11 protein-coding genes are annotated in these 13,546 nt (G+C 30.1%); all 11 read left to right on the top strand.

Going from position 1 to position 13,546, the window contains the following annotated elements:
- Positions 1-221: 221 nt before the first annotated feature.
- The 11 genes from RSC72_RS15185 to RSC72_RS15135 all read left to right on the top strand — a co-directional run bounded on the left by RSC72_RS15185 (position 222) and on the right by RSC72_RS15135 (position 13,367).
- Positions 222-737: a GNAT family N-acetyltransferase gene (locus RSC72_RS15185; RefSeq protein ID WP_332546912.1), complete on the top strand. Its 516-nt coding sequence runs from the start codon at positions 222-224 to the stop codon at positions 735-737.
- 76 nt (positions 738-813) lie between these two features.
- Entirely contained in the window at positions 814-1,440 is a 627-nt protein-coding gene (locus tag RSC72_RS15180; protein ID WP_332546909.1) for an outer membrane beta-barrel protein, read from the top strand.
- A 198-nt stretch (positions 1,441-1,638) separates the two neighbouring features.
- Positions 1,639-2,985 (top strand): ammonium transporter, encoded by a 1,347-nt coding sequence (locus tag RSC72_RS15175; RefSeq protein ID WP_332546908.1) that lies wholly within the window; start codon positions 1,639-1,641, stop codon positions 2,983-2,985.
- Between the two features lie 195 nt (positions 2,986-3,180).
- Positions 3,181-3,861 carry an aspartyl/asparaginyl beta-hydroxylase domain-containing protein gene (locus tag RSC72_RS15170; protein ID WP_332546906.1) on the top strand — a complete coding sequence of 227 codons (681 nt, stop codon included), beginning with the start codon at positions 3,181-3,183 and terminating at the stop codon, positions 3,859-3,861.
- A 120-nt stretch (positions 3,862-3,981) separates the two neighbouring features.
- Complete coding sequence (locus tag RSC72_RS15165) at positions 3,982-4,773, top strand: hypothetical protein (RefSeq protein ID WP_332578640.1); 792 nt, start codon at positions 3,982-3,984, stop codon at positions 4,771-4,773.
- Positions 4,766-6,253, top strand: coding sequence for an adenylyl-sulfate kinase (gene cysC, locus RSC72_RS15160; RefSeq protein ID WP_332578639.1), 1,488 nt, complete (start codon positions 4,766-4,768; stop codon positions 6,251-6,253). Before RSC72_RS15165 ends, cysC begins: the two co-directional genes overlap by 8 nt.
- Before the next feature lie 442 nt (positions 6,254-6,695).
- Positions 6,696-7,517, top strand: a complete 822-nt coding sequence (locus RSC72_RS15155) for a hypothetical protein (protein ID WP_332578638.1) — start codon at positions 6,696-6,698, stop codon at positions 7,515-7,517.
- 25 nt (positions 7,518-7,542) lie between these two features.
- Complete coding sequence (locus RSC72_RS15150; protein WP_332545628.1) at positions 7,543-8,127, top strand: phage tail protein; 585 nt, start codon at positions 7,543-7,545, stop codon at positions 8,125-8,127.
- A gap of 4 nt (positions 8,128-8,131) precedes the next feature.
- Positions 8,132-9,286 carry an ABC transporter substrate-binding protein gene (locus RSC72_RS15145; protein ID WP_332545630.1) on the top strand — a complete coding sequence of 385 codons (1,155 nt, stop codon included), beginning with the start codon at positions 8,132-8,134 and terminating at the stop codon, positions 9,284-9,286.
- Positions 9,287-9,306: 20 nt separating this feature from the next.
- Positions 9,307-13,098 carry an autotransporter-associated beta strand repeat-containing protein gene (locus tag RSC72_RS15140; RefSeq protein WP_332545631.1) on the top strand — a complete coding sequence of 1,264 codons (3,792 nt, stop codon included), beginning with the start codon at positions 9,307-9,309 and terminating at the stop codon, positions 13,096-13,098.
- A 5-nt stretch (positions 13,099-13,103) separates the two neighbouring features.
- Positions 13,104-13,367 (top strand): hypothetical protein, encoded by a 264-nt coding sequence (locus tag RSC72_RS15135; RefSeq protein ID WP_332545633.1) that lies wholly within the window; start codon positions 13,104-13,106, stop codon positions 13,365-13,367.
- Positions 13,368-13,546: the final 179 nt, after the last annotated feature.

The raw sequence follows: 13,546 nt of genomic DNA, 5'->3' as shown, positions 1-13,546 counted from the left end.
TTTATAAGCGAGGAAACGCCCAAAAATAAATTACGAATTACGAAATAGGAAGTTAAACAAATACCTAGCTTTTGTATTATTGTGAAATATTAATATTTCTCATTGCCTTTTTCTTTTATAGAATAATCTTAATAGTTGATTTATTAAACTTGATTTTGAAATTTATTCTAAGAATGTTAAACAATTATTTTATATTGTCTTACTTATTAGAAAATATAAAAATGTTGAGTCAATTATCATTACGAAAAGCGAATAACGCTGATACAGATAGAATTTGGGAGATTTTACAACAAGCAATCAATAAAAGAAAAGAGGAAGGAAGTGATCAGTGGCAAGATGGCTATCCAAATTTGGACGTTGTGATTGATGATATTGGGAATAATTATGGTTATGTAATTGTAGAAAATGAACAACAAATAATAGGTTATGTTGCAATTATAGATGAAGTTGAGCCTGCTTATTTAGAGCTAGAAGGTAAGTGGTTAAGTTCTGGTAAATATGTTGTTGTGCATAGATTGGCAGTTGCGCAAGATGTTGTAATAAAAGGTTTAGGAACTTGGACAATGTTGGAGGCTGAAAAAGTTGCTTTGTCAAAAGATATAAAAAGCATAAAAGTTGATACGAATTTTGATAATATTGGTATGTTACGTGTTTTTGAAAAACTTGATTATACGTATTGTGGTGAAGTTTTTTTTAGAGGAGGAGCGCGAAAAGCTTTTGAGAAATTGCTTAATTAGTTTAACAATGTTATAACTTTTACACATTATTGTTTTGTTATATTTGTTTTCAAATAATAAAACAACAATCAAATAAATGAAAAAACTCTTATTAATTATTACTCTAGCATTTTCGGTATTATCTTTTGCTCAGACTAAAAAAGGAGATTGGGTAGTTGGTGCATCATCTACAGTAGGATTTAACTCGAATGAGTTTAAATATGAATACAGTAACGGAGAAGAATTTACAAATAAGACGAATCAGTTTAACATCAATGTTTCTGGAGAATATTTTGTAATCAATAATTTTGCGGTAGGTGTAGATGTTTCTTACAGAAATAGCGTGACTAAATTTTCTTCGTACTATACTGATTTTGATGGAAACTTAATGCCTAACAAAGGAAAGACAAAAGGTAATTCAATTTCTATGATGCCTTTGGTTTCATATTATTTTGCAAACGATTCTAAGTTTTATCCATATCTAAGTGGTGGTGCTGGATTTATGAATTCAACATCCAAAGACTATCAAAATGATGATGTGAATAAATTTAAAAATAATGCCTTTATTTGGAAGGCAAAAGGAGGTGTTTCATACTTTATGACATCATCAATAGCTTTAGATTTAGGCTTGTCGTATAATCAAGTTAAGTATAAGGAAAAAGATAATATTCAGAGCTCAGACAATACTTTCGGAGTAAATGTAGGACTGAAATTATTTTTGTAATAGATAAACGATTTTCATAAAATCAATTTGATAAAAAGATTCCAAATTTGGGATCTTTTTTTATGAATTTGATAAATATATACGAGGTTAAAATTATAAATTGATATTTTTACCCTGTATTTTGATAGGGTAAGTGTGATTAATTATGATTTTTTGTGAATATAATTTAATTTTAATAAGGGTTAAATTATAAATCGTATGAAAGTCGGATTAAAATGGAAAGTTGCTTTTGCAATTATAGCGATTGTCGCAGTTACAGGATTATTTTGGAAACCAGTGATAGATATTCCAAATACTGGGCAATTTCTTAGTGTAGATAATATTGTAAATTCTGATGTCGCTTGGATTTTGGCAGCAGCAGGTTTGGTATTGCTTATGACTCCTGGCTTATCCTTTTTTTATGGAGGAATGGTCGGAAATCGTAATATAATCTCTACGATGTTACAAAGTTTTATTGCATTGGGTGTTATTTCTATTTTATGGGTTGTTGTAGGTTTTTCACTTTCTTTTGGTGAATCAATTGGTTTTACGATAAATGGAATACATTACGGTATTATCGGTAATCCATTATCTTATCCATTTTTTAATCATGTAGGAGCATTCCCGCATAAACAAATGGCTTCTACAATTCCGTTTATTTTATTTGCACTTTTTCAGATGAAATTTGCAGTTATTACACCAGCTTTGGTTACAGGTTCATTCGCAGAACGAGTACGTTTTATATCGTATTTGTTGTTCATGGTTTTGTTTAGTTTAATTATTTATTCACCTCTTTGTCACATGGTTTGGCATCCTGATGGATTATTGAACAAATATTTTGGAGTAAAAGATTTCGCGGGAGGAACTGTTGTTCACATGAGTGCAGGTTTTGCGGCATTAGCTGGTGCGTTAGTTATTGGGAAACGTAAAAATAGAGATCATAAACCTGCTAATATTCCATTTGTATTATTAGGAACAGGAATGCTTTGGTTCGGATGGTTTGGTTTTAATGCAGGGTCGGCATTAAGTGCAAATTCTACGGCAGCTTTAGCATTCGGAACAACAACTATAGCCTCTGCAGCTGGTATGATGACTTGGATTTTCTTTGACCGACTTAATGGTCGTCCCGTTTCTGCAATGGGAGCTTGTATAGGAGCTGTTGTAGGATTAGTCGCTATAACACCAGCTTGTGGTTTTGTATCGATTCCGGAAAGTATATTTTTTGGATTTATAACGGCTATTGTTTCTAATACAATGATGCATTGGAAAGTCTTAAAGCGTATTGATGATACATTAGATGTTTTCGCATGTCACGGAGTAGGAGGAATTATGGGTATGATTTTGACAGCTATCTTTGCACATGGTGAAAAAGCTAGTCTACTACATGGAGGTTTTGATGTTTTTGGTCATCACATGATTGCTCTATTATTGGTTTCAATTTTTACTTTTTTTGGTGCGATTGTTCTTTTTTATATGACAGATAAAATGATTCATCTGCGCGTAAGTGATAAAGCTGAAGAAGAAGGTCTTGATATTTCACAACATCAAGAAAGTATGGATTGGTAGTTTTATAAAGCGTATTTATTTTCTGAATTTATAAAGTTTAAATTATTGTTAATCATTTTAATACAATACTATTTTCTATACTTTTTAATTCATAAGTTAAATACTTATTAAGTGTTTGTCCACCCCTTTTGTCCCTGTTCAAATAAAGATATTTAGATAAAAGTAGGTTAACTTTATATAAAACTACGTTTTATTATGAGTCGATACATTAGATTTTCGAGTAACTATAACACTACTATTCTAAAAACTGAATTAACAAGTTGTTTGGATAATAAATGGATAGCTCATTTTAATCAGAAAGATTATAGTGGAGAATGGAATTGTATTGCACTTCGGTCTAAATCTGGAAATTCTAGTGATATTTTGACATTTGGTGAATCTGATTTTATAGATACAGAATTATTGAATGAGTTACCTTATACGAAACAAATTATTGATTCTATTCCAGGTAAAAAGGAAACGATTCGTTATATGGCGTTGTACCCAAATAGCCACATACATCCGCATAAAGATATTGGTTGTAGTTACGAAGAAGGTTTATATCGTATTCATATTCCTATTGTTACAAATGCTGAAGTTTTGTTTTATTTAGAAAATGAATTAATAAAATTGAAAGAAGGAGAATGTTGGTATCTAGATTTTTCAAAAACACATGAAATTATTAATAGGAGTAAACATGTTAGAGTTCATTTGGTGATTGATGGTATTCGTGATAATGAAACAGATGAATGGTTTATTGCGAATGGTTTTCAATTTTCTGAAAATAAAATGTATGATGATTCAACATTAAATCAAATGATAGAAGAATTAAAACGCATGAATACACCAACTTCATTAGCTTTAATTGAAAATCTGAAAGCTCAGCAAAATGTATAATTGGATTCCTTATAAGATTACCAAAATAGATGAAAAAGAACGTGTTTATTGGTTAGATATTGAGAATAAAAGATTTGATGAACCTTTTTTGACGAAACAATTTCGAGTTGTAAAATTAATATGGCAAACCGATCTAAATTTCTGCCAACAAGCGATTTAGGTTTAATAAAAACAATTTCTCAACAAGTAGAAAATATTCCTATAAATGCATTTATTTTTCATGTATCTCGTTGTGGTTCTACATTGCTTTCGCAGTGTTTATCAGCAGTTTCTACTAATATTGTAGTAGCAGAAGCTCCTATACTCGACGAAATATTACAAAATTCTTTGCACAAATCTGAAGAAGAAATTGAATTATTGTTCAAAGAAACGTTGAAAATTTTGGGACAAAAAAGACATGAAGAGAATCTATTTTTTGTGAAATTAGACAGTTGGCATCTCAACAATTACGAGCAATTACGAAAATGGTTTCCAAATACACCTTTTTATTTTTTAATTCGCGAACCAAAAGCAGTCATACAATCGCATCAAAAAAGAAGAGGAATTCACATGATTCCTGGCTATTTGCCTACAACGAGTACAAATGTAATCGTAAAACAAGAGCATTTTGAGAATTTTGATTTGTATACGGCTGATGTACTCGAAATTTTTTATCAAAAAATTGCTTTAATTCTTGCATTTAAAAACTCATTAGATGTTGTGTTTGATTATAAAAATTCTCCAGAAAAAATGATTTACACGTTTAATACATTAATTAATAATCAATTAATTGATTTAGAATCAATGGTAAAAAGAACAAATTATCATAGTAAATTTCCGAATCAATCTTTTTCCGAAGAGAATCCAGATTGGACTGATTTTCCACATACGAGCTGTTTACAACACTATCTAAAATTAGAAATGTATGAATAAAAAAGGCTTAGTTATACAATTAACGGGATTGTCGGGAGCTGGTAAAACAACTTTATCAAACGCAGTAGAAGGATATTTTAAAGAAAATAATATACGTATAGCTATTGTAGATGGAGATGTTTACCGACAACATTTATGTGCAGATTTAGGATTTTCAAAAGCTGATAGAATTGAGAATATAAACCGTTTGGGCAAACATGCAGATTCGTTGGCAGATGAGAATGAAGTTGTGCTTATTGCAGCGATAAATCCGTATAATGAAGCAAGAAAAAAACTAAAGGAAATCTACAATGCGCACCTTATTTATATTAATTCAGATTTAGATACACTAATTCAACGTGATACAAAAGGACTTTATAAAAAGGCGATGTTACCTGATGATAATCCTAATAAAATAAATCATTTTACAGGAATTTCAGATCCTTTTGATATTCCGATCGAAGCAGATTTAGTAATTGATACAGCTAAACTCGGAATAGTTAAATCAAGTGAATTATTATGCGATTATATTGTTAATGAATTGAATACTAAGAAGTTATTTGATAGTTTTTTAATAGAATTAGATCAATTAATTAAGTTTATATTAAATAATACTAGCTCTGAGGAAAACATGAAAGTGTTATCTAAAAAGAAACATTATTTGATGAATGTTTTTTCATTGGGATTACTTGAGTTTTATGAAGTCGTTTATCAATTTTCGGAGAATACAACGCTTATTTTTGATTGGCTTTTACAACAAAACGGAAAATTAGAATTAGTTCATAAAATAAAAACTTACAATAATTTAGTAGACAATAAAGAAGTTGATTCGAAGTATTTTAACAAGATTATTACCGACGAACAATATAATTTTTGGGAAGAAAATGGTTATATTCAATTATCAGGTTTAATTGATGAAAATGAATGTGACAAAGTTGTAACCTATATATGCAATCTTCTTAATATTAATGATACGATGTCTTATGACGAATTAAACAATATTGATTTGCAGGGTATTATGGTTAATAAATTTGATTACAAAGAATCTTCTACATTAAGAAATCATGAATTGATAAAAATGATATACGAAGATTTGTATCAATCAAATGAGATTATTTCTGAAATCGCACCATTAGGGTTTAATCCTCCAGTTTCAAAATCGTATTCATTTAGAGGAAGTTCCCTGCATTGGGATATTGATTTTACAAAAGAAGAATTTACTAATATTCAAGGATTAATTTATTTGAATGATGTAGATGCAGATGGTGGAGCTTTTTCATTGATAAAAGGATTCAATAAAGAGTTTACAGCTTTTAATGTAGATGCTCAAAATGCACAATCTATTTTAGAAAGTCTATTAAAAAATAGAGATGTTACTCCTTTGAAAGGAAAAAAAGGTGATTTAATTTTATGGAAAGAAACAATACCGCATGCAGCAACGCCTAATCATTCTGATGTACCAAGATTTGTCCAATATTTAAATTTTGTTAACCTTATTTAATTCATATAATTCGTTGTGCATTTTGATTAAAAATTCGTCAATTCGACTGGTTTTTAGAAACAGCGTGAATAAAAATTGTATCGAGAATAGAATTTTACTCGAACTGATGGTTTAATTGATAAAATCATCAAAATGTGTAATAGATTAATATCGTTAATTGTAATAATTAATATGACTTAAAATAGATGATTTTTTTATTTAACAGACTATATATTAATTTGTTTTTATTAAAATATAACATCAAAAATTTTCTTATATTTTAAAGCTTAAATAATTGTTTTTTAGATTTTTAATTTCATTTTTAATTATTCTATTTTATCTCTTTTTTATTTGTCCATACAATGTCCACCCCTCAAAATAATTTACAACAATTATAATGTCGTTATTTTGTTATACTACTACCTGCATAATTTTAATAATAAAAATCTAATATTAATAATATATGGAGGATCGTCGACATTTTATAAAAAAATGTGGTTTACTTGGAAGTCTATTCATGGTCGATCAAAAACAATTTGCAGAAGTCTTTTCTTCTTACAGTCGTTTTAATTTGAATCTTGATTTATCCAATGTAAATTTCTTTTTTACAGGTAATTTAAAAGGAGATTTATCTGTTTTATCTTCAATAAAAAATATATCCTCAGTCAAACTTGATTCGGGTAACTTTATTTCAACATCTACTAATTTTTCTAACGAAGTTAAAAAGATGAACAACGCTGGCTACCAAGCTGTCGCTTTAGGTAAAAATGAATTGAATCTTAATGAAAAGCAATTAATTGAATTAACCAATTTAGCTGAATTTACTTTACTTAACAGTCATCTCTATTTTGAAAATCCAATATTGGATAAAACAATCAAAAAGTTTCAAATTGTTACGATTGATGGAACAAAAACAGCAATACTTGCAATTTCTTCAGGCTTTAGAGTAAGTAGGGATTTGATTAAGATAAATCAATTAGCGCATCAACTAAAAAATGAACAAAACTGTAAATCGATTATTTGCTTGATTTCAAATGGTTTTCAGAAAAAAACAGTTAGAAGTGTTTTAGCAAAAAGTAAAAACATTGATCTGTTTTGGACTTCTGAAATACCAAATCAAAAAGGAGGAAACCTGATTCTAAAAAATGCAGAACAACGACAGGTCATGTTAATTCATGGACAAAAAAATGTAAACACTATTGGTCATTATCAAACTAGTTTTACACATACATTTTCGGCATTTCCACTTCGACTTTCTCATCAATTACCAAAACAACTCGTATAAAAATTAATATCAAAAAAAATAAATTATGGAAGAATTTATAGGAAGTATAAAAATATTTGCAGGAAATTTTGCACCAAGAGGATGGGCAATGTGCTATGGACAAATATTACCAATAAATCAAAATCAAGCTTTATTTTCCATATTAGGGACAACTTATGGTGGAAATGGAGTATCAACATTTGGTTTACCAGATCTTAGAGGTCGTGTACCTGTTGGTACGGGTTCAGGCCCAGGTTTAAGCAATATTGTTTTAGGTGAAGTTGGAGGAACAGAAAATACAACTTTATTAACAACTAATCTTCCAGCACATATACATCCAATAACTCCTACCACCAATGTTAAAGTAAGCAATAAAGTAGGAGATTCTTCTGATCCACGAGGTAAAGCTTTGGCAGAAGGGGCACAAATAGGTTCGGGGCCAAATGCAACAAAACTGAAACCTTATGTAACTTATAGTTCTACTGATACTAATAATGGAGATTTAGCGGGAGTTACAAGTGCATCATCTACTGTAAATACAGGTAATAACTCAGCTTTTAGTATAAAGCAACCTTATTTAGGAGTTAGCTACATTATTTGTTTAGAAGGAATTTATCCATCAAGAAACTAATGCAATGAACAAAAAACTAAAAATAGGTTTTCTAATGCCATTTTCTGCTGTATATCCTTATTATGGGATGCATATTACAGCGGGTTTGTACACAGCGGTGAATTTGTTTGGTTTACAACAAAAAGATATCGAAATAATACCTACTTATATTGGGCAGGGGCAGCACAAGTTGGTACAAGAGGCGGTGCAGAAACTTCTATTTTTTGAAGGTGTAGATATCGTAACGGGTATGGTAAATATAAAAGCCTTAACAGAAATAAGTCCGTTACTTGAGAATTACAATAAATTGGGTTTGTTTATAGATTTTGGAGAAATAGTACATCCTACATCTGGTTTTGGGCGTAATGTTGGTTGTTTGTCTATGAATTATTGGCAAAGCCAATATGCTTTAGGGCAATGGGCTGTAAACGAATTTGGCTCTGATGGACAAGTGGTTTTACCCTTGTATGAAGCAGGTTTTAATTTACATTCTGCTTTTTTACAAGGTGCTGGTAGTAGTGGTTCTGAAATTTTGCATCAAATGGTTTTAACAGAAGAATATGCGACAAAGGATCAGTTAAATCTTACACCTTTTTTTGAAGCAATAGAACGCGATGAGCCACAATTTGTTCATGCTATTTTTAATGGAAATTTAGGTACGCAGTTTTACAACCAGTGGCGAAATAGTAAATTTTATGATCACATTCCACTCATAACAGTAGAGAATATGGGCTATGATGATATTTTACAAGATGTTCAGCAACTCAATTTAGATTTCTATTCAGCCTCAAGTTGGCGAAGTACAAATCAATCTGTTCAAAACGTCAAGTTTGTTAAACAATTTGAACAAATGCATCATCAACCAGCTTCTGTGTTCAGTATGCTTGGTTACGAATTGGGTTTGATGTTCGGTTTAGCTCATCAAGACATTATGAAAGGTGATTGTAAAACAGCAATTCAAAAAATGAATACGTCCAAATTAGAAGGTCCACGAGGGCGGGTTGATATACAAGGATTCACAGAACAAATTTATCCAGTTATTGATATTCACAAAATAAAAACAGATCATCAGAAGATTAATCAAACAATTGTAGCGCAATCTACAGCAATAGGATTTGATACATCTTCTGTTTTTGAAGAAACCGTTAGTGGTTATCTTAATCCATATTTTTCAATATAAACAAATAAAATTTCGTCATTATGAAAAAATTGTTTACTTCCTTTTTTCAAATAAAATCCATCATACTTTTACTATTTTTTAGTTTAGTTGTTGCGAATGCGCAAACTTATACAAAAACTATTCTAACTTCTGGTGGACCATTTTCTGCGTTAACAAAAGATAATTCAGGAAATATATATACTATAAAAGCAACTTCAGCAACCACTGCTTCTGTTTATAAATATGCTAGCGGTGCTACTACAGGAACGGTAATATATACAGGTTTAACAAGAGATGGAATTACTTATCCTTGGGGATTAGCAGTTTCATCTTCAGGTAATGTATATGTATCGACTAGTTTTGACAAAGATATAAGTAAGATTATTAAATTAACAGTTTCTGGGACTACTTATACAGCGAGTGATTTTCAAACTGCAAATAATTATTATACAGGATTAACGATTGATAAAAGCGACAATTTGTATGCTTTACAATACGATTCGACGGCTAAAAAATATAAAATTGTAAAATACAGTAATATTACTACAGCAAATTCTGTTGGAACAGATGTTTATAATAAGATTGATTCTGATGTAGGATTATCGTATCCAACTAATTTAGCAATAAATTCTGATGGAGAATTTTATTATAACGAACCATTTAGTGTAGATGGATCAAATGCCAAAAAGGGAGGAATTACAAAAATAAAAAGTTCTAATTCATCTGTATTATCTAGTAATTCTTATGCAACAGCAGTATCAATTGACGAGAATGATAATGTGTATACATTAGAAGGAAATGGATCAAACTCTGATTATAAAATCAATAAATATCCAAAAGGTAGCACAACATCTACAAGTGTTTCTGTTAATGGAACGACAACATTAGCTAAATCATCCGATTTTATTTATCCGTATGGAGTTGTGTTTACAAATAATACAGGTTATTATTTAGATGGAGATGACGGAACATTAGGAGGAAGTTTGGTAAAATTAACGTTAAATAATGTTGCTCCAACATTTACTAATCTTAATGGAGATGCAGTCGCATGGCCTGGTGTAGGAAATTATGTTAATTTAGATTCAGGAGGTAATGTCAATGTAAAAGATGCAGATTTTGAAGCGTTGAATAATGGACAAGGAAATTGGAAAGGAGCAACTCTTAAAGTACAAAGAACAGGTACAGCAATTACGAATGATTCGTTTTGGTTTAATAATTCCTCTTTTACTATAAGAGAGAATAGTATACAAGCTCACGGTGGTACTTTTGCAACATTTACAATTGAAAACGGTGTTTTAGAAATTAATTTCACAAGTTCGGGAACTATTGCAACTACAAATTTGGTAAACGAAGTTGTAAAAGGTATTTCATATAGAAATGATGAACCAGCTGGTGATGCAAGTATTCAATTTACGTTGAACGATGGTTTTGCTACCGCAAATGCAGTTGTAGCGGTTAATTCAGATTTAATTTATGTTAATACAATTATTGATACATCTATCATAAACTTATCTAATGGAGTTAGTTTTTCTGAAGCCATAGCTATAGCAGCAGCTGATTTAACAGGAACTCAAACGATTGTTTTTAGTAATAGTATAAATGGAGAAATTATATTAGCGGGTAATTTAGCCATAAATGAATCTCTTAATATTTCAGTTTCTTCAGGAAATATTACACTTTCTGGTGCTGAAATTTCAATTGCTAATGCAACTAATACTACTTTTTTAGTTAATAGTACTGGAATATTAGAGATAAAAAGTGTTTTAACAGGTTTTGGTTCAGTGACTAAAAATGGAACAGGAAATCTAAAGTTATCTGGTAATAATTCGTATTCAGGTAGCACTTCTGTAAATGCAGGAAGTTTTTCAACGACTAATAATTTAGCTGGAAATATTAACGTTTCATCTGGTGCAACATTAGAAGCTCAAGGAACAATAAAAGGAAATGTAACAGTACAAGGTAATCTAATAGTAGGAGGAAATACAACAGGAATTTTGAATATAAATGGAATGTTAAGTTTTTCACCATCTTCAAATTTCTATACACGAATTAATAATGGTATAAGCGATGTGATTAATACAAATGGATCAAGTTTGATGGGGAATTTAGTAGTAACGTCAACTAATTATTCTCCAGTATTAGGTAATCAATTTACATTTATCAAAAATACTACTCCTATAATTGGAACATTTAACAATTATCTAGAAGGATCTTTTTATACGATTAATGGTAAAAAGTTTAAAGTATCCTATAAAAGTGGAACAGGTAATGATTTTACAATGACTTATCAAGATTATTCTACGATTTGGGAAAATAATGAGTGGAGTAATGGTAGTCCAGATAACACAAAAGACGCTATTCTAAGACAGCAATACAACCAAAATATTACAGCTAATACGCTAAGTTTTGAAACGAATGTTACAGTTCCTACAGGTATTGTTTATACCATTACAAACGGAGTTATTAACCAAGGTAATCATAACATTGTTTTTGAAGATGGAGCTTATTTAGTACAAATAAGTAATGTTTCAAATACTGGAAATATTAGTTTTAAACGCAATTCGAAACCAATTTACAGATTAGAAACAATGGATTGGTCATCGCCAGTATTGGGACAAAATATTTTCCAATTATCACCAGGAACTTTACAAAGTCGTTTCTATCATTTTGAGGAACTAACTAATAATTGGGTGAATGATATTACGCCTACAAGTACATTTACTCCAGCAGAATATGTTGCATTCCGTTCGCCAAATACATTTAATAATTATGGTGAAGGTGCTGCAAAAGTTTTTGAAGGAACATTTACAGGTGTACCAAATAATGGAACTGTAAGTAAACTAGGAACTAAAAATAATTTTGGGAATAATGCGGTAGGTAATCCATATCCATCACCAATTGACCTGAATAAGTTCTTCGATTCAAATCAACATGTTACGAAAATCTTTGTTTGGACGCATAGTAATCCTATTATAAATGGAATTTATAATGGAAACAACTGGATTGTGAATACAAAAGGAATGGGATGGAATGATCCTGCGATTACAAATAATGTAATAGGTGTAGGACAAGGGTTTATTGCACAAGTAACAAACGCATCCCCAATTCAATTTACTAACGCGATGCGTGTAGTATCACCACAAACGATAAGTTATAAAAACAATGTAGAAGATGATAAATTTTGGTTGTCTTTAGTAAATGATTCTAATGTGATGAATTCTACATTAATCGGTTACAAAGAAGGCTCTACATTAGATTATGACAATGATTTTGATGCAGCACCAATGGAAGAATTTTCAGGTATTTATTCTACTATTCAAGATAAATATATGTCAATTCAGGGAAGAGGAGCGCAATTTGACTCTAAAGATCAAGTGAAACTTGGCTTAAAGTTTAATTCTCCTGCGAACTATACCATCAAATTAGCCAAAACAAGTGGTTTATTCAGTACAGGACAATCAATTTATTTGAAAGACAACGAATTGAATAAAATAACAGATTTAACAAAAGAAGATTATCTGTTTATTGGAGATAAAGGTGAATTCAAAAATCGTTTTGAAATTGTTTATGAAAATAAAACATTAGGTACTAACGAAAATTCTACTGATACTGGTAGTATCATATACAGTACTAATCAGCAAATTCATATAAAAGCGAATGATACTATAGAAACTGTAAAAGTGTTCGATTTATCTGGACAGATTATTAAAACAATCAATTCAGTAAATGATAAAAATTTAACATTCTCAGTTCTTAAAGAATCAAAAATAGTAGTTGTTTTAGTTGAATTGAAAAATGGTCAGCACATATCTAAAAAAGTAATTATAAAATAAGTTTTATGAAAAATAAATTTGCACAATATATATTATTCGTCGTATTCGTTTTTAGTTCGCAACAAGTTGTTTTGGGACAAAAAACAGGAGAAGATGACATATTATTCTTCAAGTCGAATACTTCATCTTCTGCAGATCCAGGAGGACACGATCCATCAGGAGATCCTACTCCAGCATCACCTATTGATTCTAGTATAATAATCTTATTTATTGCAGCAGTTGGTATAGGAGTTGTTTATAGAAATAAGATGGTGAAATATGTAAAATAAGATCACTCAAGTTAAATATCAATTTTAAAACAAAAAGCCTCGTTTCTAATGAAACGAGGCTTTTATATGTTTAATAAACCCGTTGTGCATTTTAATAATTTTAGCAATTAAACCGTCAATTCGAGTGAAATTCTGTAAAAATTTTGTATCTAGAATAAGGTTTAAGAAGATAAAATTCT

The sequence above is a fragment of the Algoriella sp. genome (assembly GCF_036647415.1).
GTDB lineage: Bacteria > Bacteroidota > Bacteroidia > Flavobacteriales > Weeksellaceae > Empedobacter.
This window is presented reverse-complemented; position numbering and strand designations above follow the sequence as displayed.

Coding starts and splice junctions, on each gene's coding strand:
- RSC72_RS15185 (WP_332546912.1), top strand. CDS start 222: ATGTTGAGTCAATTATCATTACGAAAAGCGAATAACGCTGATACAGAT.
- RSC72_RS15180 (WP_332546909.1), top strand. CDS start 814: ATGAAAAAACTCTTATTAATTATTACTCTAGCATTTTCGGTATTATCT.
- RSC72_RS15175 (WP_332546908.1), top strand. CDS start 1,639: ATGAAAGTCGGATTAAAATGGAAAGTTGCTTTTGCAATTATAGCGATT.
- RSC72_RS15170 (WP_332546906.1), top strand. CDS start 3,181: ATGAGTCGATACATTAGATTTTCGAGTAACTATAACACTACTATTCTA.
- RSC72_RS15165 (WP_332578640.1), top strand. CDS start 3,982: ATGGCAAACCGATCTAAATTTCTGCCAACAAGCGATTTAGGTTTAATA.
- cysC (WP_332578639.1), top strand. CDS start 4,766: ATGAATAAAAAAGGCTTAGTTATACAATTAACGGGATTGTCGGGAGCT.
- RSC72_RS15155 (WP_332578638.1), top strand. CDS start 6,696: ATGGAGGATCGTCGACATTTTATAAAAAAATGTGGTTTACTTGGAAGT.
- RSC72_RS15150 (WP_332545628.1), top strand. CDS start 7,543: ATGGAAGAATTTATAGGAAGTATAAAAATATTTGCAGGAAATTTTGCA.
- RSC72_RS15145 (WP_332545630.1), top strand. CDS start 8,132: ATGAACAAAAAACTAAAAATAGGTTTTCTAATGCCATTTTCTGCTGTA.
- RSC72_RS15140 (WP_332545631.1), top strand. CDS start 9,307: ATGAAAAAATTGTTTACTTCCTTTTTTCAAATAAAATCCATCATACTT.
- RSC72_RS15135 (WP_332545633.1), top strand. CDS start 13,104: ATGAAAAATAAATTTGCACAATATATATTATTCGTCGTATTCGTTTTT.